Genomic DNA, 21063 nt, shown 5'->3' on the forward strand with positions numbered 1-21063 from the left:
AGAAACAACAACGACACGCGGAGGAGGTCGCATGAGCAGATCGGTCGAGTTCCGCGTGCTCGGCCCCCTCCAAGTACTCCTCGACGGTGAACCGCTGCTGGTCAGAGCCGGTCGGCAGCGTGCGTTGCTGGTGTCACTGCTGCTGCGCGCGGGCACGTCCGTGTCCGTGGACGAGCTCGCCGGCAACGTGTGGGGAGTAGACCCTCCCGCGCGAGCGCGCGCGACCCTCCAGACGTATGTGATGCGTCTCAGACAACTGCTCGGGCCGTCTGTTCCGATCAAGACCGTCCCCGACGGCTACCTGATCGACATCGACGAGAAACACATCGACCTGCTGCGCTTCGAGCCGTTGATCGAGCAGGGCGAACAGGCCCGCGCCGCCGGGAACCTCCAGGCCGCGTCGGCCGCGTTCGCCGCCGCGCTCGCCCTGTGGCGCGGTCCGGCCCTGGTCGACGTGCCGTCGGAGGTCCTGCACCGCGACGAGGTGCCGCGGCTCGACGAACGCCGCCTGCACGTGCTGGAACGCCGGGTCGAGGTCGACCTGGAACTCGGCCGGCACGGCGAGCTCGTCGCCGAGCTGTCCCGCCTGACCAGCGAACACCCGCTGCGCGAACGGTTCTGGGCGCAGCTGATGGTCGCGCTGTACCGCTCGGGACGGCAGAGCGAGGCGCTGGCCGCCTACCAGCGCGTGTCCCGGCTGCTCGGCGACCAGCTGGGCATCGACCCCGGCGACGAGCTGCGGCGCGTGCACGGCCAGGTGCTGTCCGGGTCGATCGGCTCGGTCGCGGCCTCCTCGGGTGCGCCGGTGGTGGCCGCGAAGCCGGAACGGGTCGTGCCGTCGCAGCTCCCGGCCGACATCCCCGACTTCGTGGGCCGCGACGAGGCCGTGTCGCTGATCGTGGCGCTGCTGCGGACCGCTCAGGGCGTTCCGGTCGTGACGCTGGCCGGGCCTCCGGGGGTCGGGAAGACGGCACTGGCCGTGCACGCTGCGCACCGGATGCGCGCGGACTTCCCGGACGGCCAGCTGTACGTCAACCTGCGCGGATACGCGCCGGGGCCGCCGTTGAGCGCCGTGGACGTGCTGCCGCGCTTCCTGCGTGCGCTGGGCACCGAACCGGACCAGGTGCCTCTGGACCAGGACGAGCAGGAGGCGATGTTCCGGTCCACGCTGACCGGCCAGCGCGTGCTGTTGTTGCTGGACAACGCTTCCTCGGCCGAGCAGATCAGGCCGTTGCTGCCGGGCTCGCCGGGGTGCGCGGTGCTCGTGACGTCCCGCGACACGCTGCGGGGTCTCGCCGTGTCGCACGCGGCGTCGAACGTGCGGCTCGACGTCCTCGACTGGCACGAGACGAAGTCGTTGCTCGCGGGCATCCTCGGTGCCGACGAGGTGGCGTCCCAAGAGGACGCGGCGGCCGAGCTGGCGTCGTTGTGCGCGCACCTGCCATTGGCTTTGCGTATCGCGGCCGCGAACCTCGTGTCGCGGCCGGAGCTGTCCATCGCGGACTACGTGGAGGAGCTGAGGGCGGGCAACCGGCTCGCGGCCTTGGCCGTCGAGGGCGACGAGCGGGTCGCGGTGCACGCGGCGTTCGACCTGTCCTACACGGCCTTGAAGCCCGAGCTCGCGCAGATGTTCCGGTTCCTGTCGCTGGTTCCCGGCACGGACTTCACGCCCGAGATGGCCGCCGCGTTGTCGGGACTGACCACACAGGACGCTCGCCGTCGTCTCGACCGCCTGGCCACCGCGAACCTGATCTCGAACCACGCGCCGTCGCGCTACCAGTTCCACGACCTGCTGCGGGACTACGCGGCCGAGCGCCTGGCGTTCGAGGAGGGCCGCGTCGACTCGCGGCTCGCGCTGCGGCGGTTGCAGGACTGGGCGGTCCGCTCGGTCGACAACGCCACCGCCGCGATGAAGTCGACGCTGTTCCGCTTCCCGCGCCCGGCGCCTCTGGACGGCGTGGTGCCGCGGACGTTCAGCACCTCCACCGAGGCCCTGTCCTGGCTCGACGTCGAGCGCGCGAACCTGGTGGCGCTGGTCACGCACGCCGTCGAACGCGATCCCGAGAACTCGCCGTGGCAGCTGGCCGACGCGCTGCGCGGCTACTTCTACACCCAGGGTCTGACGGCGGAGTGGCGCGAGACGGCCAAGGCAGGCCTCGTGGGCGCCCGCGCGCCGCGCGACGAACTCGGCCAGCTCGCGATGCTGTCGTCCCTGGGCACGCTGTACTGGGTGACCGGGCAGCACCGCACCGCGCTCGGCTACTACCAGCAGGCCATCGCGTTGCAGGAACACATCGCGCTGCCCGAGGCCGAGGCCGCCGTGCTGTCGAACGCCGGCAGCGTCCTCATCGATCTCGGCGAACTCGAACACGCGGCCGACCACCTGGAACGCGCGCTGGTGATCGCCCGCCAGATGGGCGCGTTGCAGGTGCTCGCCAACGCGTTGTTCAACCTCGGCGGCGTCTACATGCAGCTGGGCCACCTCGCGCGCGCCGCCGCGACGTTCGAGGAAGCCCTGGAAGTCGGCACGCGCATCGACTCGTGGATCACCCAGGCGAACTCCATGCGCGCGTTGGGCGAGGTCTACGCGTACCGCGGCGAACCCGAACTCGGCGCGTCGTACTTCGTGCGCGCGAGCGACCTCTACGAACGCGCGGCGGCCCGGAACTTCGGCCACACCCAGCACGAGGGCATGGCCATCACGTTGATCATGCGCGGCCGGTTCGAGGAGGCGGCCGTCGAGGCGGCCGCGGCGATGCGGATCGCGCAGGACCTGGAGAACGTGAAGAGCGTCTGCGACGCCCGGAACCTGCTCGGTCGCGCGCTGGAAGGCGCCGGCCGGTACTCGGAGGCCGCTGAGCAGCACTCCGCCGCGTTGGCGATCGCGGTGGAGACCAGTTACTCGTGGGGCGTCTGCTCGGCTCGCCGCGGGCTGGCTTCCGCTTACCGGGCTGCGGGTCGGTACGAAGACGCGTTGGCGATGGCCAGTTCGGCGCTGGTCGAGGCGGGGCGGTCGCAGTTCCGGCAGGCCGAGATGGAGGTGCTGCTCGTGCTCGGGCGCACGCACCTCGACACCTCAGACTTCGCTGGTGCCCTGGAATGCGCCTTGCGGGCCGTTGCCGTCAGTTCGGACTCCGGCAACCGGTGGGTGCTGGGGCGCGCGGTGCAGCTCGCCGGGGACGCGTCGTTTGCGTTGGGAGACTTGGCTTCCGCTCGTGCGCACTGGGCTTCGGCGTTGGACGTGTTCGTCGCCATCGGGACGCCCGAGGCTTCGGTCGTGCGCGCTCAGCTGCTCGACGTGACGACGTAGTCGGCTCGCTGCCGGGTCTCGTCCACGGCGAACCAGCCTCTTTCGTACTGCTGCCAACGGATGAAGTGCTGCCGTTGGTGTTCGCCGTCTCTTTTGACGGCTCTTTCCAGCCTGGCTCGTTCGTCCTCGTGGTCGACGAAGATGGTCAGGCTCGTCCTGGTGTTCGCTTTCCTTGCACTGGAGAAGCCTTCCAGGATGATCGTCCTTTGTGGAGTGATCCGGACCTCGTCGCCCGCTTCGACACACGGAAAGCCTTGGGACCAGTCGGTTTTCCGGTAGGTCGCCGATTGGTTGCGCTCGATCTGGTCGAGTGCTTCCTGCAGGCGGCGCCACCACTTCGTCGTGGGGTCGTCCCAGGTGGCGAAGTGGTCGGTGCTGATGAGCTGAGCGTCGAGTTGGGCGGCGAGGTGCCGCGCGAACGTCGACTTGCCGGCACCGGACGGGCCGTCCACCGCGACCAGGCGGGTCTCGCCCAGCCGCGGTGCGGCCTTCGCTACATGCTCCGGCGACCAGATAGCGCACGCCCGAGCGTCAGTTCGTCGGCGAACTCGAGGTCGCCGCCCATCGGCAGCCCGCTCGCGAGCCGCGTGACCGTGAGCCCCGGGAAGTCCCGGAGCATCCGGACGAGGTAGGTGGCCGTCGCCTCGCCCTCGGTGTTCGGGTCCGTGGCGATGATGACCTCGGAGATGTCGACACCGTTCGTCGCCGTCCCGATGCGGTTCAGCAGCTGCCGGATCCTGAGCTGGTCGGGCCCGACGCCGCTGAGCGGGTCGAGCGCGCCACCCAGGACGTGGTAGCGCCCCTTGAACTCCCTGGTGCGCTCGATCGCCTGCACGTCCTTCGGCTCCTCGACCACGCAGACCAGACTCAGGTCGCGCTTCGGGTCCCGGCAGATGCGGCAGGTCGTCTCCGCGGACACGTTGCCGCAGACGTCGCAGAACACGACGCCTTCCTTGACCTTCTGCAGTGCGTTCTGGAGCCGCTCGATGTCGGCGGCCTCCGTTGCCAGCAGGTGGAAGGCGATGCGCTGGGCGCTCTTCGGGCCCACGCCGGGCAACCGGCCCAGCTCGTCGATCAGGTCCTGTACCGGGCCCTCGTACATCTCGTTGGCCTCTCAGCCTCTCAGCCGAGCAGTCCGCCGAGACCACCCTGGGCCAGCGGACCGAGCTTCTGCTCAACCAGCTGCTGCGCCTTGGTGTTGGCGTCCCGGATGGCGGCGATCACCAGGTCCTGGAGGGTTTCGACGTCCTCCGGGTCCACGATCTTGGGGTCGATGGTGATGTCCACCAGCTCGCCGCCGCCGGTGACCGTCGCGGTGACCAGGCCGTTGCCCGCGTTGCCGGAGATCTGCGTTTCGGCCAGCTGCTGCTGGGCTTCCGCCATCTGCTGCTGCATGGACTGGGCCTGCTGGAGAAGGGCCTGCATGTCGAACTGACCGGGTTGCACCGCTGGTCCTCTCGGGGTTCGGGCTTGGATTGTGTCCAGCGTACGGGCTTGAGGGCGTGGCGCTGTGGCGGTGGCCGGGTTGGCCGGCGCGTTCCTGTTTCACGCGCGGGCTCCGCTCCGGACCCGCCGGTCGGCTACGCCTTCTTCAGCGGGCGGGCTCCCAGTTCGTCTTCCAGGAGTTTCAGCATCGCTGTCTCCGGGTCGTTCGCCTGGGCCGCCGGGACGGCGTCCGGGTCTGCCGGGCGCGCGGCCTCCGCCAGCATCGCCTCCTCGTCGTCGGGCTCCGGCGGGAGGGGGTCGTCGGGCTCTGGCGGCTCCGGCGGGGGTGGGACGTCGTCCGCCGGTGGGCGCGGGGCTTGCGGCTGGTGCGGTTCCGGCTGCGGGCGGGCCGGTTGGTTGGCCTGGCTCGGGCGGGTCGGGGCCGGGCGGGCCGCCTTGGGCGGGGTCGTCGCCTGCGGCGTGGCGCCTGGGGTGCCGTGGGTGCAGCGGACCTGCCAGGTGCCGCCCAGGACCGAGGACAACGCCGTGGCGATCGCTTCTGTGTTGCGGGACTCCGCCAGGCGGCGGGCCAGCGGGGCCGAGGTGTGGGTGATCGTGACGACGTTGCCGTCCACCTCGCTGACCATCGCGTTCGTCAGCATCGCCTCGGTGCTGCGGCTGGTCGCGCGGACCGCTGCCAGCAGTTCCGACCAGATCCGGCGGACCGCTGTCGCGTCCATCGCCGTGGTGGTGGCTGCTGCGGGCGCCGCTGCCGCAGGGGCGGCCACTGGCTGTGGCGCGGCGGCCGGCGTCGGGGCGGCTGCTGGTGCCGGCGTGGCCTGGGGCTGCGCGGCCGGAGCCGGGGCTGCCGCCTGCGGTGCAGGCCTTGCCGGTGCCGGTGCCGGGGCTGCGGCTGCGGCCGGCGCGGTGGGCTGCGGCTGTGCCGGGGCTGCGGCCGGAGCCGGTTCCGCCGGCTGTTGGGAGCGGCGGGTGAAGACCGGGGCGCCTGCCGGTAGCGCGGCGGCCGGGGCGTCGCCGCCTGCCGCTGCGATGGTGGCCGGGGGGCGCCGTTCCAGCTGTTCGAGGCGTTGGAGCAGGGCTGCTTCCGACTGGCTCACGGACGGGAGCAGCATTCGGGAGACGAGGAGTTCCAGGAGCAGGCGGGGGGCGGTGGCTCCGCGCATGTCGACCAGGCCCTGGTGGACGATTTCGGCGTAGCGGGTGAGGGCCGCCGGGCCGATTCGTTCTGCCTGGGCCGACATGGTGGCCAGCTCGTCCTCCGGAGCGCTGACCAGGTTGCGGTCCGCCGCGTCCGGGACCGCGCAGAGCAGGACCAGGTCGCGGAGGCGGTCGAGCAGGTCCGAGGCGAAGCGGCGGGGGTCGTGGCCCGCGTCGACCAGGCGGTCGATGGTGCCGAAGACCGAGGCTCCGTCGCCCGCGGCGAGGCCGTCGACCACGTCGTTGATCAGGGCAGAGTCGGTCACGCCGAGCAGGGTGATGGCCCGCTCGTACTTCACGCCGTCCGGGCCCGCGCCGGAGAGGAGCTGGTCCATGACGGACTGGGTGTCGCGGGCCGAGCCGCCGCCCGCGCGGATCACCAGCGGGAAGACGGACGGTTCGACGGCCACGCCCTCCGCGGCGCAGTTGCGTTCCAGCAGGGTGCGCATGACGCCGGGCGGGATCAGGCGGAACGGGTAGTGGTGCGTGCGGGAGCGGATGGTCGGGAGGACCTTGTCCGGTTCCGTGGTGGCGAAGATGAAGATCAGGTGGTCCGGCGGCTCTTCCACGATCTTCAGCAGGGCGTTGAAGCCCTGCGTGGTGACCATGTGCGCCTCGTCGATGATGAAGACGCGGTACTTGGACTCGGCCGGGGCGTAGAAGGCCTTGTCGCGGAGTTCGCGCGCGTCTTCGACACCACCGTGCGAGGCGGCGTCGAGCTCGACCACGTCGACGCTGCCCGTGCCGTTGGGAGCGAGGCCGATGCAGCTGTTGCACTCGCCGCACGGGTCGGGCGTGGGGCCCTTCACGCAGTTCAGCGAGCGGGCGAGGATGCGGGCCGACGACGTCTTGCCGCAGCCTCGCGGGCCGCTGAAGAGGTACGCGTGGTTCACCCGGCCCGCCGCCAGCGCGGTGCGCAGCGGGTCGGTCACGTGCTCCTGGCCAACGACCTCGGAGAACGTGGCCGGGCGGTACTTGCGATACAGAGCGAGGGCCACGCCCGGAACAGTACCGGTGGGCACCGACACAAAAAGGGGACCCCGTGCACCCACCAGAGCCCGCTTATCCTTGCTGCCTTCCGGCCCTGGGGAGGTTCGCGAGATGTGTGCCGCACGAGGTCCGACGCAAGTGTAGCGAACGATCTACTTCGAACGTGTGTTCGAGTCGTCCACAGTGTTGTCCCCACCTGTGGACAACTTCCGGCCCGTGGCGAGGAGCAGCAGCTCAGGGGCCGGAAGATCGGGAATTCCGGTGTCGCGGAAACGCTTGCGAGCACCCCAGAACGGGCTCTTCAGCACGTGCTCGAGCGCGGCCCGGGCGGGTTCGGGCGGCATCTCGCGGACGCGGCCCAGCGGGCGGGCGACGTCCTGGCCGTGGACCAGGAAGTCGACCAGCGGATCGATCGGCGCGGCCATCGGGGCGCGCTTCGGGGAGGCCGCCGTCGCGCGGATCTGCGCGATCAACTCCGACCGGGTGAACCGCGCGGCGATCGCGCGGGCCTTCAGGTCCTCCATGCGCTCCCAGTCGAACCGCGCCCGCACGATGCCCGTCAGCACGTCGCCCCAGCCGGTGCGGGTCGACGTGGTCAGGTGCGCGGCCATGACCTGCACGGTCCAGCCGGCGCAGAGGGTCTCGCGCTGCCACTCGTCGTCGGTCAGGTCCTCGAGGAGGTCCGCGACGCCCAGGCGTTCGGCCTCCAGCCACTTCATGATCATGATTGCCCCTCGACGGCCGCCAGCCTGCGGCGCAGGAAGTCCTGTTCGGAGTCGGTGCCCGCGAGCGCGATGGCGTCGCGGTAGGCCTGGGCGGCCTCGGCGTCGCGGCCCAGGCGGTGCAGCAGGTCCGCCCTGGCCGCGCGGTACGGGTGGTAGTCGCGCAGCCTGGGTTCGCCGGACAGCGCGTCGAGCAGTGCGAGCCCGGCCGCGGCCCCGTCGCGCATGGCGATCGCGGCCGCCCTGTTCAGCGCGACGACCGGCGACGGCGCGAGCTTCGCCAGCACGTCGTAGAGCGCCACGATCTGCGTCCAGTCGGTGCTGTCGAAGTCCGGCGCCTCGTCGTGCAACGCGTTGATGGCCGCCTGCACGCCGTACGGGCCGTATCCGCCCGTCAACGCGCGTTCGGCCAATGCGGTGCCCTCGGCGATCATGTCGCGGTCCCACAGCTCCCGATCCTGGTCTTCGAGGAGTTCGCCGCGGGCGTCCCGCCGGGCGTGGAGCAGCAGCATCAACGCCAGCAGCCCCGCGACCTCGCGTTCGGGCAGCAGGCCGTGCAGGATCCTGGCCAGCCTGATCGCCTCGTCGGCGAGGTCGTCGCGCCGCGCCGCGTACCCCTCGGTGAAGATCGAGTAGACGGCCTGCAGGACGCCGGGCAGGCGTTCCGGGAGCTCGTGCGGGTCCGGCACGCGGAACGGGATGCGCGCTTGGCTGATCTTCTTCTTCGCGCGCACGATCCGTTGCTGCATGGTCGTGACCGGCACCAGGTAGGCCCGCGCGACCTCGGGCGTCGTGAACCCGGCCAGGCAGCGCAGGACGAGCGCACCCCGGTCCTCCTCCGCGAGCGCGGGGTGCGCGCACGTGAAGAACAGCTCCAGCCGCTCGTCCGGCAGCGCGTCCCCCACCGGCGGGTCCGCCCGGTCCACCTCGACCTGGAGGATCGCGAGCCGCGCCGCGTGCACCCGGTCCCGCCGCAACCGGTCGACGGCCTTGCGGCGCGCGGTCGTGAGCAACCACGCGCCGGGGCGGTCCGGCACCCCGTCCACCGGCCAGTGCCGCAGCGCCGCCTCGACGGCGTCGGAGGTGACCTCCTCGGCCAGGTCGAGGTCGCCGAAGCGCTTGACCAGGGTGGCGAGCAGCCGGCCGCGCTCCTCCCGGAACACCTGCTCGACGTTCATCGGCTCAGAAGTCGAACTCGGCGATCGGCCTGACCACCACGGCCCCGCCGTCCCGCGACCCGGGGCACTTCGCGGCCCATTCCAGTGCGGCGTCGAGGTCGGGCACGTCGATGACGTCGTACCCGCCGAGCACCTCGCGGGTCTCCGCGAACGGTCCGTCGGTGACGCTGCGCCTGCCGTCCGGTCCGACCTGGACGGTGGTGGCGGTGACGAGGTCCGCGAGCGAGTGGCCGGAGACCAGGACGCCCGCGTCCTTCATCTCCTTCTCGTAGGCGATCCAGTCCTCGACGGTGCACGTCGCCTGCTGGTCAGAGGCCGCGTAGATCAACAGCATGTACTTCACGTTTGCCCTCCTCGGTCCGGTCTCACGGGATCACGACGAGCGGGCACCCGCCAGATCGACACAGGTCTTCAAGATCTTTTTCGACGCTCTCGGAGCCCTCGATGCCGGGTGTAAAGTGCCGATGCGTTGGTCGATTGATCGACAAAAAAGCGAAACGGTGCCGGATCGCTCATTTCCGAGGTCTGCCAACCTCGGCGCTTTCCGAACACCGCTCCGCATTTTGTGGTGAACGTGCCGCTAAGCCAGCGGCGGATAGCCTCCGCCCTGGCTCAGCATCGCGAACCCCTGCAGCAGCAGGGCTCCGGCCAGCACGGCCAGATGACGTACGACGCGCCGCATCTCCTTGCAGCAGCACGATTTGTGACTGGGCACCACACCTCCCTTCGCATGACAGATCGTGCCGAGAAGGCACGGCTCGAGGACGCGGCAAGCCTAGTCACTACTGATCGGTAGGCCCTTTCCGATGGACCACTCAGGGTGATACCGCCGCGCTGACGTCGCCATTTCACGGCCCCCTCGAATCAACGGGTGCTTTTCTGCACGGGGCCCGAGGGATGCAACAGGCCATCCCCGAACGCTGCGGCGCCACCGCAGCGACGCCCGCCGAGCCTGCGACCAAGGGCCCCGGGCACTCCCCTGACCGGCCGCGACTTCGCCTGCCGACCCCCGTTTTGGGTCCCGGAACACCCGTCCGGTAAGGTTCTCCACGGAGGATTCGCATAGCGGCCTAGTGCGCACGACTGGAAATCGTGTTGGGTTCACCCCCTCACGGGTTCAAATCCCGTATCCTCCGCTCTCGTTGCCGAAGGGCGTCGGACGTTCAACGTCCGGCGCCCTTCGCGCGTTGTGGGTACATGCTGTCCGAAGACCTGATGCTCCTGTTCCTCGACGAGGTGGCCGGTGGCGTGCGCGCGGACGCCTCGTCGGTCGAGCACGCGCTCGCGGGGGCCGCGCTGCTGGACCAGGTCCGCTCCGGGCTGGTCCCCGAACCCGCCCGGCCGCACCGGGCCGTCGCGAAGCTGCGCAGGCACGTGCGGCGGGACGTGATGGCGCGGCTCGAGGCGCGTGGTGTGCTCACGGTGGAGCGGACCAGGGTTCTCGGGATCTTCTCGGTGCGGACGCACTCGCTGCACGCGCCCGACGAGGTGCGTGAGCTGAGGCGGCTGGTGGGTGACGTCGCGCTCGGGCACAAGGCGCCGGACGAGCGCACGACGGCGCTGATTTCCGTGCTGTACGCGGTCAGGGCGTTGCACAAGGTCTTCGACGGCGACAAGCGCGAGATGAACGCTCGCGCCAAGGAGATCACGCGCGGCGAGTGGGCCGGTGATGCCGTGCAGAAGGCGATCAGAGCCAGGCGCGCGGCCGCGGCCGCCGCTTCGTCCTGAGGAGGCGGGGATGACCGAATATCGTGGGCGCATGCTGGCTGAAGACCTGATGCTGCTGTTCATCGACGAGACCGACGGACGCGTGCTGGTGGACTCGACGTCGATCGGCAACGCGCTGGCCGGGGCCGTGCTGCTGGAGCTCGTCAACTCCGGCCGGGTGGCGTTCGAGGCCGACGGCAAGAGGCTCGCCGTGGTCGATCCGACGCCGTTGCGCAGCGAGTTCCTGCAGGAGTCGTTGTCGCGCATCGACAAGCCCATGAAGCCGCAGCGCGCGGTGGAGCGGTTGCGCAACCACGTGCGGGACAACGTGATGGCGCAGCTTCAGGGCCGTGGTGTGCTCACGGTCGAGAAGTCCAAGGTGCTCGGCCTCTTCCCCAAGACGCACTACTCGATCCAGGACCACAAGGCGTTCAGCGAGATCCGTGACCGCGTCGGCAACGTCGCGCTCGGGTACGCGGCACCGGACGACCGCACGGGCGCGCTGATCTCCTTGCTGTACGCGGTGAAGGGGCTGCACAAGGTCTTCAAGGGCGACAAGCGCGAGATGAACGCGCGGGCCAAGCAGATCTCCGCGGGCAGCTGGGCGGGCGACGCGGTGAAGAAGGCGCTGGAAGCGGTGCAGGTCGCGGTCATGGCGGCCGTGGTGGCCTCGACGGCGGCGACGGCCTCGACGGGCGGTTCCAGCTGATGCTGCACGGAGACCTGATGGTCTTGTTCATCGTTCCGGAGACCGGACGGCTGCACGTCAGCGGCTCGGCCGCGGAGAACGCGCTCGCCGGCGCCGTGCTGATCGAGCTCGTGGAGGCGGGCCGCGTCGCGTTCGAGCCCAACGGCAAGAAGATGCGGGTCGTCGATCCGACGCCGGTGAACGACCCGGTGCTCAACGAGGCGCTCGGCCTGCTGACCAAGCCGCTGCGGCCGCAGTCGGCGGTCGAGCGGGTGCGGAAGCGGTTGTGGGACAACGTGGTCCGGCAGGCGCAGGACCACGGGACGATCAGGGTCGAGCCGCGCAAGGTGCTCGGGATCTTCCCCGCGAAGAGCTACCCGATCGTCGACGAGGCCGGGGCGGAGAGGCTGCGCAAGGCCGTCGGTGAGGTCGTGCACGGGTATCGGGGTGCGGACGCGCGGATCGGGTCGCTGATCACGTTGCTGTACGCGGTGGACGCCGTGCACAAGGTGTTCCCCGGCGACAAGCGCGAGATCAAGCGGCGCGCCAAGGAGATCGCGCGCGGCAACTGGGCGGGTGACGCCGTTCGCCGTGCGGTGGAAGCGATCCAGGCCGGGGTGACCGCCGCCGCGTCGGCCGCCGCGTCCGGGGAGTGACGTTGCTGCCCGAGGATCTCCTGCTGCTGTTCGTCAACGAGCAGACCGGCCATGTGCTGGCCGGGCCGGAGACCGTGACGAACGCGCTTTCGGGCGGCATGCTGGCCGAACTGGTGCACTCGGGGCGGCTGGGATACGACCCGCACGCGAAGCAGTTGCGGATCGCCGATCCGACGCCGTTGCCGCACCCGTTCCTGCACGAGTCGCTGACGAGGTTGCACGTGCCGCTGACACCACGCCGGGCCGTGTCGAGGACAAGGCGGTACGTGCGGGACACCGTGCTGACGGGGCTGGAGGCGCGGGGCGTCCTGACGACGCAGAAGCGGATCTTCGGCGGCTTCGTGATCCGTGACGCCGGGGCGGTGCGCGAGGTGCGCACGGCGACCGGCAGCGTGCTGTTCGGGCATCGGTCGCCGGACGTGCGCGCCGGGACGTTGATCTCGTTGCTGCACGCGGTGAACGCGGTGCACAAGGTGTTCGGTGGGCCCGAGCACGAACTGACGGCCCGGGCGAAGCAGATCGCCGACGCCCAGTCCCCTGCCGTCGTCGCGATCCACGCCGCCGTCGTCGCGGAGATGGTGGTCGCGAAAGTGGCCGCCACCTCGGAGGGAAGACTCCTGAGGTAGCGGCCACCAGTGCCGTGCTTGAAGAAGTACTTACTTCTTCAGGCAGTCGAGGATGTCCTCGATCGCGAACACGACCTTGTCGACGTTCGCGTCACCCGTGGACGGGCGGGCGCGCACGATCTGCGGGTCGTGGTCGCTCGCCTGGTCGGCGAACTCCGCGTTGATGTGGACCACGTCGTAGCTGAAGCGCGTGATGTTCTTGCTCATCACGAGGTGGTCGAGCGTCTGCGAGTTGCCCTCGAAGACGTAGCTGTACCGCTCGTTGGCGGGCAGCGTGTCGATCAGCGCCTTGAGGTTGCCGTCGCCGGTCAGCGTCTTCAGCGCGGGCGAGAACTGGTAGTCGTTCAGGTCGCCCGCGAGCACCACGTTGGCGCCCTTGTCGATCGCGCGGATCTGCTCCGTGAACGTCTTCAGCGACGCGGCCTGCTTGGCGCGCTGCACCTCGGACGTGCGGTTCGGCGGCTGGAAGCGGCCGTGGATGGCCTCGTCGCCGCCCTTGGAGTTGAAGTGGTTCGCGACGACGAAGACTGTGCGGCCGCGGAACTTGAACTCGCCGGCGAGCGGCTTGCGGCTGCTGGCCCACGCGTCGTTCAGCGGGTCGATGCGGCCTGGTGACACGGAAAGCGCGGCGCGGCCGTTCTTCTTCACGACCTGGACGGGCGTGGAGAAGTCGCCGCCCGGACGGTCCACGAAGGACACGCGCTGCGGGTTGAAGAAGAAGCCGACGCGGATGTTGCCGCCGGGCTCGCCGCCGTCCTTGAGGTTCTCCGGGTCGATCTGCCGCCACTGGTAGCGCGGGCCGCCCTTGTCGAAGATCGTGTCGGAGAACTTCTGCAGCGTCTGGTCCGCCGCGACCACGCCGTCGTTGGTGGCGCCGTTGTTGTCCTGGATCTCCTCCAGGACGACGACGTCCGGGCTGCGCAGGTTGGTCGTGACGCCGTCCGCGAGGCGGTCGAACTTCTCCTGCGGGTCGGACGGGTCGAGGTTCTCGACGTTGTAGGTCGCGACCGAGAGCTCGGACTCCTTCTGCTGCGCGGTGATCTCGCGCTGCAGGTTGGACGACGCGTGCCGGCCGAGGGTCAGCGCGGCCAGCGTGTAGCCGCCGAAGTTCGTGTACTCGATGGCGCCCACGGTCGCGCCGGCGAACACGTCACCGACGTTCGCGGCGGGCAGCGTGCCAGCCGTCTTGATCTTCAGGCGACCGCTGTTCTGCTGGTCGTAGCTCGTGTACGTGGTGCCGCCGCGCAGGTTCTTGTTCTGGTCGGGGTTGACGGTCACCCAGACCTCGCCGAACGCGTTGGACGGGCCCACGACGCGCGCGTCGTCGACCTGGACGAGCGTGCCCTCGAGCGACTCGAAGTAGTCGAGGCCGTACTTCTCCGGCTCCAGCGGGAGCTGTTCGATGCTGCCGCCGGGCGCGGGCAGGTAGCCCGCCGGGATGTTCTTCACGACGACCGGCGCCGGGACGGGGTTGCCCTTGGAGACGGTGATCGTGGTGGGCGTGGTGATCTCGGTGAGGGTCTGGTTGGAGCCCGTCTCACCGCCCGGCCGGTACTCGGCGATCGTGCCGCTCACGACGACGCTGTCGCCGACGGCCACGGTCGGCGCGGTGCCGCCGGTGTAGACGAAGACGCCCTCGCTGGTGCGCGGGTCGTTGTCCGGGGCCGTGTCCTGGATCCAGAAGCCGCGGTCACCCGTGGCGCGCGTGCCGGTGACGACGCCGGGGACGTTGGTGACCTTCTGGCCGACCAGCGGCGAGGTGCGCGTGACGCCCTGGACGTCGCGGATGCGCTTGTCGCCGGGGGTGGGGTCCTCCGGGTCGGGGTCCGGGTCGCCGCCGCCCGGGGTGGTCTCGCCCTTGGAGTTGACCGGGCTGGGGGCACCGGTCGTGAAGTCGGCCGAGTTGTCGTCGGTGTCCGGCAGGCCTGCCTTGCGCGACGCCGAGGTGGTGTTGGTCAGGGCGGCCGTCGCGGCGCCCTCCCGGACCACCGCCGTGCCGAAGCCGACCAGGTCCTTGATCCTGCTGTCGGCCGCGCAGTCCGCCGCCGTCTTGCAGGTGAGCGGCGTGGTGCCGTTGACCAGCGCGATGGTGCCGCCGGTGGCGCTCATGGCGATGGTGCCGGTGGCGTCCGGGGTCGGCAGCGCGACCGTGCCGCCGGTGCCCTTGGCCTCGGCGACGAGGTACGTCTTGCCGGGCGCGATCGAGCCGGTCAGCGGGGTGACGCCCCACTGCGTGCTCGCGCCGGGGCTGGCCGAGATGTACTGGACGCTGAAGCCGTCGACGGAGACCGGGGTCGTGCCCTTGTTGGCGAGCTCGACGAAGTCGTTGGTCAGCGTGGCGCCGGAGTTGCCGCCGCCCCCGTAGACCTCGGAGATCAACGCGTCGGTGCTGGGTGCGGCGACGGCGGGGACGGCGGCGAGCACGAGTGCCGCCACCGCTGTCCCGACGACGGGCAGGGTGGGTCTCAAAACTTCCTCCAGGGGATGCGGCGGACCGACGCATCTTTCCTCGATCGAGTGAGCTTTGGTAGCCGTTGTTACTAACGGTTAACCGGTTGGCCCATCAAACATCACTCGAACAAGTGTTCGATCATGGTGTATGCTCGATTTCGGAACGCCGGCCAGTGGGCCCCTCCCAGGCACCGGCCGGCGTCCCTACATTGGGGCGTGTGGGGATCCCGAGCTACGAGCGCCGCTGCGCTGAGATCGTCAACCAGACCGAACTGCTGGTCTCTTCCCTGACCGACGCTGACCTGGGCATTCAGGTCCCGTCGACGCCGGAGTGGACCCTCAACCAACTGCTGCGACACGTCGGCCACGCACACCGCTGGGCTGACTCGATGCTGCGGGACAGACTTCCGGAGATCGACTTCTCCCGCAACGGCGCGCAACTCCTGGCGTCGTATGTGGGTGAGTCGGCGTCCGTCCTCGTCCCGTGGCTGCGGGAGGGCGCGGCCTCGCTCGCGGAGGTGCTGCGCGAGGTCGACCCGGACGAGATGATCGCGCCGCTGGGCGGCTATCCGGGTCCGCGGGTGTGGTCGCGCCGGATGACGCACGAGACCGTGATCCACAGGTGGGACGCGTGCAACGCCCTGGGCGTGCCGTTCGCGCTCGACCCGGAGATCGCGCAGGACACCCTGCGCGAGTGGACCGGTCTGGCGCTGCCGTACGCCTTCACCCGGTGGCCGGCGGAGACCGAGGCCCTCGTCGGCAGCGGCACCGTGCACCTGCACGCGACGGACGTCGAGGCGGAGTTCGTGATCGATCTCACCGGTCCGGCGCCGGTGGTCGAGGAGGGGCACGCGAAGGCGTCGGTGGCCCTGCGCGGCCCCGTCGTCGATCTGGTGCTGACCGTGTACCGGCGGCGATCTCCGGACGGGCTGGAGGTGTTCGGCGACCGCGCGCTGCTGGACCTGGTGCTGGACCGCGTGAGGTTCTGACGGAACAGCGGGCCCTCCTCTTCGAAGGGCCCGCTGCCGTTGGCGTCCTACTCGGTTCTACTCGGTGCTGAACGACACGTAACTCGGAACGACGCTGCGCAGCGTGCCGAGCGACGAGTACTGCCCGGTGCAGTCGGGCGTGGAGTAGGCGCGGACGTTCTCCAGGCCGCTCCAGCCGACGAGGAGGTCAGCGCCCTTCGGGAAGAGGTGGCACCCGGTGTCGGGCTGCGGGAAGTTCGCGACGAACTTCCACTCCTTGTAGACGTAGAACGACAGCCCGGTCTCGGGGTCCGCGGGCGCGGCGGCCGCGGGCATGGCCGCGCCTCCGGCGAGCGCCGCGGCAGCCGCGAGGCCGATCGCGGTGCGGGTCAACGCGTTGCGCATCCTTCGCTCCTTCGAGGTAGATCGACGTGCGCCCGTCGACAAGCTCTACCGAGCGGAGGTTGAAGTATCAACCTTTTGTGCGGAGTCGACAGTCAGCTCTCAGGCAGTGGTCACGTACGTGAACGGCGTACGTTCGTGACCATGGGGATGTTGAGCTACCCGGACCGCCTCGCCGTGATCGTCTCCGAGACCTCGCTGCTGGTGGACGGCCTGGGCGACGCCGATCTGTCGGTACCGGTGCCCGCCACGCCGGCCTGGACGCTGAACCAGCTGCTGCGGCACGTCGGCTACGCGCACCGCTGGGTCGCGCAGATGGTCGCCGAGCGGTTCCCGCAGATCGACAGGTCGCTGAGCAAGGCCCACTCCGTCGACGGCTACGCGGGCGAGACCGCCGCCGAGCTGAAGCCGTGGCTGACCGAGGGCGCGGCGCTGATCTCCTCGGCGATGGCGGCCGTGGCACCCGACGAGATGATCGCCGTGCTGCGCCCCGGCAGGCCCGGCCCCGACTTCTGGTCGACGCGCATGGCCCAGGAGACGGTCATGCACCGCTTCGACGCCTTCGAGGCGCTCGGTCTCCCGTTCGCCGTCGAGGACAGGCTCGCCGACGACGCGCTGCACGAGTGGATGACGACCATCGTGGACATCATCTTCGAGCTGCGCCCGGCCGCGGGCGAACTGCTCGGCACCGGACGGCTGTGCTTCGAGGCGACCGATGTCGGTCGCCAGTGGACCGTCGACCTCACCGGTGACGCCCCGCAGGTGGCGCCGGACCGCTCGAAGGCCGACGTGACGGTGCACGGCCCCGCGTTCGACCTGGTGCTGGCGCTGTACCAGCGGCGTGGCGCCGAGGGGCTCGCGGTCAGCGGGGACGCGGGGCTGCTGGAGAAGTTCCTGGCGGCCATGAGGTTCTGATGACGCTGACCTTCACCGGGAACGAATTCGTCAACTTCGGGGACGGCAGTTTCGAGTGGGTCTGGATCGACCACTACCAACTGACCGCCGTCGACGACCAGCGCGCGCTCGCGGCGATGATCGCGCACGAGCGGTTCGGCGACAACCACGCGGGCGGCGATCCCGGCGACGACCCGACCAGGCACGGACCGTACTGGCGAGACCGCGTCTCGCTCGGCAGCTACGAGCTGGTCGAGGCCGCGGCCGCCGAGTCGGAACTGCGGGCGTGGGCGACCGCGGTACCGCACCCGGACCGGGTGTCCGAAGCCATGCGGGGCGTCTACCAGTTGCTGCGCGCGGCCGACCGGGTCTACCGGCTCCGGGACCTCGGCGAGCCGGCGCAACACGACTGGGGTGGCGTGCTGTTCGAGTACAGCGAGTTCGTGCTGATCGGCTCCGGCACGCTGACGGTGGTCATCGCGGGCCTCGACTGAAGACGCAAGAAGGGCCCCGGATCGCTCCGGGGCCCTTCGTCAGCGGTGGCGGTGGGATTTGAACCCACGGAGGCTTGCACCTCACACGCTTTCGAGGCGTGCTCCTTCGGCCGCTCGGACACGCCACCGATAAGAACAATACACAGCCGCCCAAGGCGGTTTAACGCTGGGTCCGGAAGAAGCGTTCCAGCAGGTCAGCGCACTCCTGCTCGAGCACGCCGCCCTGGACCTCCGGTCGGTGGTTGAGCCGGCGGTCGCGCACGACGTCCCACAGCGAGGCCACGGCGCCGGTTTTGGGCTCCCAGGCGCCGAAAACGAGACGCGAAACACGTGCGAGCACGAGAGCGCCGGCGCACATCGTGCAGGGTTCGAGGGTCACGGCGAGGGTGCAGCCGTCGAGGCGCCAGCCGTCGCCGTACTTCGCCGCCGCCTCGCGCAGGGCGAGGATCTCGGCGTGCGCGGTGGGGTCGCCGAGGGCCTCGCGGGCGTTGCAGGCCTCGGCGAGGACGGTGCCGTCCGGGGCGAAGACGACGGCGCCGATCGGGACGTCGGGGCCGGACGCCGCTGCCGCCTTCAGCGCGGCCCTGACCATGTGCTCGGAGGAGATCACGCTTGGATCGTGTCGAGCAGCTTCGTGAGCTCGTCGATGAAGCCGATGCGCTGGGCGATCATCTGGAGCTGCTCGTCCGGGTAGAGGTCGACCTCGTCGACGATGATCTGGAGTTCGCCCGACGGCATGCCGAGGTCCGCGAGGATGCCGAGGTCGCCCTCCGGCCAGATGTCGTTGTCCTCCTCGTCGGGAGGGTCCACGCGCAGGAGGTCCAGGACGTCCGCCGCGATGTCGTAGTCGAGGGCGGCGGCCGCGTCGGACAGCAGCAGCGCCACGCCTCCCGGTACGGGGCGGAGGATGATGAAGAACTCGTCGTCGACGGCGAGGAGCCCGAACACGGCTCCCGTCGACCTCAGTTGGCGCAGCTCCGTGATCGCCGCGTCCAGCTCCGACAGCGCGGAGCTGTCCATCCTGCTGCACCGCCAGCGGCCGTCCTCCCGGACCACCGCGACCGCGAAGCCGTTGACCGGCTCCTGCTGTGTCATGTGCACACCGTAGGGCCCAGACGACCTTCCCGGTAGCCGAGGTGGTGGCACCATCGGTAGATGAGCACAACTACGCCGGACCCCCGTCTCGCCGGACTGCTCGAAGGGGCTCGCTCGCTGCAGCCCCGCACGGTGGCGCTGCGACGGCAGATCCACAAGCACCCCGAACAGGGGTTGCAGAACCCCAGGACGCAGGCGGCGATCCTGCACGCGTTGGACGGGTTGCCGTTGAAGATCACCAAGGGCGAGTCGACGACCTCCGTCGTGGCGGTGCTCGAGGGCGACCAGCCGGGCCCGACGGTGCTGCTGCGCGGCGACATGGACGGCCTGCCGCTGCAGGAGGAGACGGGCCTGCCGTTCGCGTCCGAAGTGGACGGGAACATGCACGCCTGCGGGCACGACACGCACGTGGCGATGCTGGCCTCGTCCGCGCGGCTGCTGGCGGACCGGCGCGACGCCCTGCGCGGCCGCGTGCTCTTCATGTTCCAGCCGGGCGAGGAGGGCCACCACGGCGCCCGGTACATGATCGAGGAGGGCCTGCTCGACGACGGCGTGGAGAAGGCGTTCGCGCTGCACATCACCTCGACCATGAAGTCGGGCGTCGTCACGTGCCGGCCCGGCCCGATGATGGCGTCCGCGGACACGTTCCACGTGCACGTGAAGGGCCGCGGCGGCCACGGCGCGATGCCGCACAACGCCCTCGACCCGGTGCCCGCGGCGGCGGCGATGGTCGGGGCGATCCAGACGATGCTGGGGCGGCGGGTGAGCGTGCACCAGCCGGCGGTGGTGACGGTCGCGCAGATCAACGCCGGCACGACCACGAACATCATCCCCGAGGTGGCGACGCTGGACGGGACGATCCGCACGCTGTCCGAGGAGACGCGCGCGCTCGTGCACAAGGAACTCAAGCAGGCCGTCAAGCACACGGCGGCGGCCTACGGGTGTCACGCCGAGGTCAGCATCGTGCCGGGGTATCCGGTGACGGTGAACGACGACGTCGTGGGCGCGCACGTCGTCGATCTGGCGGCGACGGCGATGGGCGCGTCGTGGAGCGAGCCCATGCAGGACCCGTTGATGGGCGCCGAGGACTTCTCGTACGTGTTGCAGCGGGTGCCGGGCGCGCTGGCGTTCCTCGGGGCCTGTCCGCGCGGGATCGAGCTGGACGACGCGGCGCCGAACCACTCGAACCGGGTGCTGTTCGACGAGGCCGCGATGGAGCACGGGGTGGCGATGTACGCGGCGTTCGCGCTGGACGCCCTCCGATAGGAGCAGGTACGCGTCGCACGGAATGATGGGCGCCGTGCGAGACGTGTGCGTGATCGGACTGGGACTGATCGGCGGCTCCGTGCTGCGGGCCGCCAAGGCTGCCGGGCGCACGGTGTGGGGTGCGACGGCGAGCAAAGAGGACGCGGAGAAGGCACGGGCCGAGGGCTTCGACATCGTCACGGTGGACGAGGCCCTCGGGCGTGATCCCGAGGCCCTGGTCGTGCTCGCCGTACCGCTGCCCGCACTGCCTGACCTGCTGCGCAAGGTTCCGAAGGGCACGAGACTCACGGACGTCACGAGCGTCAAGGGGCCCGTCCACGACGCAGTGCACCGCTACGCGCCCGAGGTGAGGTTCGTCGGTGGGCATCCGATGGCCGGCACCAGTCGGAGCGGGTGGGACGCGGGCACGGCGGACCTCTTCCGGGACGCGGCCTGGGTGGTCACGCCCGAGGAGGCCGACGACCACCTCGACGACGTCATCCAGCTCGCGCTCGACCTCGGGGCGCACGTCGTGCCCACCACGCCCGAGGAGCACGACGAGGCGGTCGCGCGGATCAGCCACCTGCCGCACATCATGGCCGCGGTCCTCGCCGCGGTCGGGGCTGACGGCGGGCCGCTCGCGATGGCGCTGGCGGCCGGGAGCTTCGGGGACGGGACGCGCGTCGCGGGCAGCCGGCCGGAGCTCGTGCGGGCGATGTGCGAGGGGAACCGGGACGCCCTCCTCATGGCTGTGGACGACGCTCTCGGACGGCTCGGGGCGGCGCGCGGGTCGTTGGCGTCCACCGGTGGGCTCGCCAAGACGATCGAGGCCGGGCACGCGGGGCGCAACGCGCTGGTCAACCAGCCGAGCAGGACGCCGATCACGATCGACCTGACCAAGCCGGGGGCGTTGGCGGCGCTCCGGAACCTCGGGTCGCGCGGCGGACGGGTGGTTGGGCTGAACGGCAGCACCGCCCACGCGGAAACGTCGTAG

The 21063-nt window shown here is 70.4% G+C and carries 22 protein-coding genes, 2 tRNA genes and 1 other RNA gene; 11 read left to right on the forward strand and 14 right to left on the reverse strand.

Annotated features, from left to right (window positions below):
• The first annotated feature begins 31 nt into the window (after positions 1 to 31).
• Entirely contained in the window at positions 32 to 3310 is a 3279-nt protein-coding gene (locus tag QSK25_RS08105) for an AfsR/SARP family transcriptional regulator (RefSeq protein WP_285635727.1), read from the forward strand.
• Here the strand turns inward: QSK25_RS08105 and QSK25_RS08110 are convergent.
• The 9 genes from QSK25_RS08110 to QSK25_RS08150 all read right to left on the reverse strand — a co-directional run bounded on the left by QSK25_RS08110 (position 3286) and on the right by QSK25_RS08150 (position 9558).
• Positions 3286 to 3762, reverse strand: a complete 477-nt coding sequence (locus tag QSK25_RS08110; RefSeq protein ID WP_285635730.1) for a uridine kinase family protein — start codon at positions 3760 to 3762, stop codon at positions 3286 to 3288. The genes QSK25_RS08105 and QSK25_RS08110 overlap by 25 nt on opposite strands.
• A 41-nt stretch (positions 3763 to 3803) precedes the next feature.
• On the reverse strand, positions 3804 to 4412 hold the full coding sequence (gene recR, locus QSK25_RS08115) for a recombination mediator RecR (protein ID WP_285635733.1): 609 nt from the start codon (positions 4410 to 4412) through the stop codon (positions 3804 to 3806).
• A gap of 20 nt (positions 4413 to 4432) precedes the next feature.
• On the reverse strand, positions 4433 to 4735 hold the full coding sequence (locus tag QSK25_RS08120; RefSeq protein ID WP_285637543.1) for a YbaB/EbfC family nucleoid-associated protein: 303 nt from the start codon (positions 4733 to 4735) through the stop codon (positions 4433 to 4435).
• A 155-nt stretch (positions 4736 to 4890) separates the two neighbouring features.
• Entirely contained in the window at positions 4891 to 6951 is a 2061-nt protein-coding gene (locus QSK25_RS08125) for a DNA polymerase III subunit gamma and tau (protein ID WP_285635736.1), read from the reverse strand.
• Between the two features lie 30 nt (positions 6952 to 6981).
• Positions 6982 to 7078, reverse strand: an RNA gene (ffs, locus tag QSK25_RS08130) — signal recognition particle sRNA small type.
• Between the two features lie 17 nt (positions 7079 to 7095).
• The gene (locus QSK25_RS08135; protein ID WP_285635739.1) at positions 7096 to 7668 is read right to left on the reverse strand and encodes a maleylpyruvate isomerase family mycothiol-dependent enzyme; all 573 of its coding nucleotides are present in this window, start codon (positions 7666 to 7668) and stop codon (positions 7096 to 7098) included.
• Positions 7665 to 8843 carry an RNA polymerase sigma factor gene (locus QSK25_RS08140; protein WP_285635742.1) on the reverse strand — a complete coding sequence of 393 codons (1179 nt, stop codon included), beginning with the start codon at positions 8841 to 8843 and terminating at the stop codon, positions 7665 to 7667. The genes QSK25_RS08135 and QSK25_RS08140 overlap by 4 nt, the downstream gene beginning before the upstream one ends.
• Before the next feature lie 4 nt (positions 8844 to 8847).
• Entirely contained in the window at positions 8848 to 9186 is a 339-nt protein-coding gene (locus tag QSK25_RS08145; protein WP_285635745.1) for a YciI family protein, read from the reverse strand.
• A gap of 237 nt (positions 9187 to 9423) precedes the next feature.
• Positions 9424 to 9558, reverse strand: a complete 135-nt coding sequence (locus QSK25_RS08150) for a hypothetical protein (protein WP_285635748.1) — start codon at positions 9556 to 9558, stop codon at positions 9424 to 9426.
• Between the two features lie 336 nt (positions 9559 to 9894).
• On the opposite strand from QSK25_RS08150, the gene QSK25_RS08155 reads away from it, so the two are divergent.
• From QSK25_RS08155 to QSK25_RS08175, 5 genes are all read left to right on the forward strand, one after another.
• A tRNA-Ser gene (locus QSK25_RS08155) sits at positions 9895 to 9979 on the forward strand.
• 61 nt (positions 9980 to 10040) lie between these two features.
• On the forward strand, positions 10041 to 10571 hold the full coding sequence (locus QSK25_RS08160; RefSeq protein ID WP_285635751.1) for a GOLPH3/VPS74 family protein: 531 nt from the start codon (positions 10041 to 10043) through the stop codon (positions 10569 to 10571).
• Between the two features lie 31 nt (positions 10572 to 10602).
• Positions 10603 to 11259, forward strand: coding sequence for a GOLPH3/VPS74 family protein (locus tag QSK25_RS08165; protein ID WP_285635754.1), 657 nt, complete (start codon positions 10603 to 10605; stop codon positions 11257 to 11259).
• A 17-nt stretch (positions 11260 to 11276) separates the two neighbouring features.
• Positions 11277 to 11894, forward strand: a complete 618-nt coding sequence (locus QSK25_RS08170; protein WP_285635756.1) for a GOLPH3/VPS74 family protein — start codon at positions 11277 to 11279, stop codon at positions 11892 to 11894.
• A gap of 2 nt (positions 11895 to 11896) precedes the next feature.
• Positions 11897 to 12520 (forward strand): GOLPH3/VPS74 family protein, encoded by a 624-nt coding sequence (locus QSK25_RS08175; RefSeq protein ID WP_285635759.1) that lies wholly within the window; start codon positions 11897 to 11899, stop codon positions 12518 to 12520.
• Between the two features lie 30 nt (positions 12521 to 12550).
• On the opposite strand, the gene QSK25_RS08180 is transcribed toward QSK25_RS08175, so the two are convergent.
• Entirely contained in the window at positions 12551 to 14989 is a 2439-nt protein-coding gene (locus tag QSK25_RS08180; RefSeq protein ID WP_285635762.1) for a DUF8508 domain-containing protein, read from the reverse strand.
• 200 nt (positions 14990 to 15189) lie between these two features.
• On the opposite strand from QSK25_RS08180, the gene QSK25_RS08185 reads away from it, so the two are divergent.
• On the forward strand, positions 15190 to 15960 hold the full coding sequence (locus tag QSK25_RS08185) for a maleylpyruvate isomerase family mycothiol-dependent enzyme (RefSeq protein ID WP_285635765.1): 771 nt from the start codon (positions 15190 to 15192) through the stop codon (positions 15958 to 15960).
• 57 nt (positions 15961 to 16017) lie between these two features.
• Here QSK25_RS08185 and QSK25_RS08190 read toward each other — a convergent pair whose 3' ends face one another.
• Entirely contained in the window at positions 16018 to 16344 is a 327-nt protein-coding gene (locus QSK25_RS08190) for a hypothetical protein (protein ID WP_285635768.1), read from the reverse strand.
• A 141-nt stretch (positions 16345 to 16485) separates the two neighbouring features.
• On the opposite strand from QSK25_RS08190, the gene QSK25_RS08195 reads away from it, so the two are divergent.
• Together QSK25_RS08195 and QSK25_RS08200 are read left to right on the forward strand one after the other, a co-directional pair.
• On the forward strand, positions 16486 to 17256 hold the full coding sequence (locus tag QSK25_RS08195) for a maleylpyruvate isomerase family mycothiol-dependent enzyme (RefSeq protein ID WP_285635770.1): 771 nt from the start codon (positions 16486 to 16488) through the stop codon (positions 17254 to 17256).
• Positions 17256 to 17729: a hypothetical protein gene (locus QSK25_RS08200; RefSeq protein WP_285635773.1), complete on the forward strand. Its 474-nt coding sequence runs from the start codon at positions 17256 to 17258 to the stop codon at positions 17727 to 17729. The genes QSK25_RS08195 and QSK25_RS08200 overlap by 1 nt, the downstream gene beginning before the upstream one ends.
• Positions 17730 to 17772: 43 nt before the next feature.
• Here the strand turns inward: QSK25_RS08200 and QSK25_RS08205 are convergent.
• The 3 genes from QSK25_RS08205 to QSK25_RS08215 all read right to left on the reverse strand — a co-directional run bounded on the left by QSK25_RS08205 (position 17773) and on the right by QSK25_RS08215 (position 18824).
• Positions 17773 to 17857, reverse strand: a tRNA-Ser gene (locus tag QSK25_RS08205).
• Positions 17858 to 17889: 32 nt separating this feature from the next.
• Complete coding sequence (locus QSK25_RS08210; RefSeq protein ID WP_285637544.1) at positions 17890 to 18321, reverse strand: nucleoside deaminase; 432 nt, start codon at positions 18319 to 18321, stop codon at positions 17890 to 17892.
• A 14-nt stretch (positions 18322 to 18335) separates the two neighbouring features.
• Positions 18336 to 18824 carry a tRNA adenosine deaminase-associated protein gene (locus QSK25_RS08215; RefSeq protein WP_285635775.1) on the reverse strand — a complete coding sequence of 163 codons (489 nt, stop codon included), beginning with the start codon at positions 18822 to 18824 and terminating at the stop codon, positions 18336 to 18338.
• A gap of 60 nt (positions 18825 to 18884) precedes the next feature.
• Here QSK25_RS08215 and QSK25_RS08220 point away from each other — a divergent pair, with 60 nt between their 5' ends.
• Both QSK25_RS08220 and QSK25_RS08225 read left to right on the forward strand, forming a co-directional pair.
• Positions 18885 to 20090, forward strand: coding sequence for a M20 metallopeptidase family protein (locus QSK25_RS08220; RefSeq protein WP_285635778.1), 1206 nt, complete (start codon positions 18885 to 18887; stop codon positions 20088 to 20090).
• 34 nt (positions 20091 to 20124) lie between these two features.
• The gene (locus QSK25_RS08225) at positions 20125 to 21063 is read left to right on the forward strand and encodes a prephenate dehydrogenase (RefSeq protein WP_285635782.1); all 939 of its coding nucleotides are present in this window, start codon (positions 20125 to 20127) and stop codon (positions 21061 to 21063) included.

This window comes from Lentzea sp. NBRC 102530 (assembly GCF_030269365.1).
In the GTDB taxonomy this organism is placed as follows: Bacteria; Actinomycetota; Actinomycetes; order Mycobacteriales; family Pseudonocardiaceae; genus Lentzea.

Coding starts and splice junctions, on each gene's coding strand:
- QSK25_RS08135 (WP_285635739.1), bottom strand. CDS start 7,668: ATGATCATGAAGTGGCTGGAGGCCGAACGCCTGGGCGTCGCGGACCTC.
- QSK25_RS08200 (WP_285635773.1), top strand. CDS start 17,256: ATGACGCTGACCTTCACCGGGAACGAATTCGTCAACTTCGGGGACGGC.
- QSK25_RS08160 (WP_285635751.1), top strand. CDS start 10,041: ATGCTGTCCGAAGACCTGATGCTCCTGTTCCTCGACGAGGTGGCCGGT.
- QSK25_RS08105 (WP_285635727.1), top strand. CDS start 32: ATGAGCAGATCGGTCGAGTTCCGCGTGCTCGGCCCCCTCCAAGTACTC.
- QSK25_RS08165 (WP_285635754.1), top strand. CDS start 10,603: ATGCTGGCTGAAGACCTGATGCTGCTGTTCATCGACGAGACCGACGGA.
- QSK25_RS08195 (WP_285635770.1), top strand. CDS start 16,486: ATGGGGATGTTGAGCTACCCGGACCGCCTCGCCGTGATCGTCTCCGAG.
- QSK25_RS08210 (WP_285637544.1), bottom strand. CDS start 18,321: ATGGTCAGGGCCGCGCTGAAGGCGGCAGCGGCGTCCGGCCCCGACGTC.
- QSK25_RS08170 (WP_285635756.1), top strand. CDS start 11,277: ATGGTCTTGTTCATCGTTCCGGAGACCGGACGGCTGCACGTCAGCGGC.
- recR (WP_285635733.1), bottom strand. CDS start 4,412: ATGTACGAGGGCCCGGTACAGGACCTGATCGACGAGCTGGGCCGGTTG.
- QSK25_RS08215 (WP_285635775.1), bottom strand. CDS start 18,824: ATGACACAGCAGGAGCCGGTCAACGGCTTCGCGGTCGCGGTGGTCCGG.
- QSK25_RS08140 (WP_285635742.1), bottom strand. CDS start 8,843: ATGAACGTCGAGCAGGTGTTCCGGGAGGAGCGCGGCCGGCTGCTCGCC.
- QSK25_RS08190 (WP_285635768.1), bottom strand. CDS start 16,344: ATGCGCAACGCGTTGACCCGCACCGCGATCGGCCTCGCGGCTGCCGCG.
- QSK25_RS08220 (WP_285635778.1), top strand. CDS start 18,885: ATGAGCACAACTACGCCGGACCCCCGTCTCGCCGGACTGCTCGAAGGG.
- QSK25_RS08120 (WP_285637543.1), bottom strand. CDS start 4,735: ATGCAGGCCCTTCTCCAGCAGGCCCAGTCCATGCAGCAGCAGATGGCG.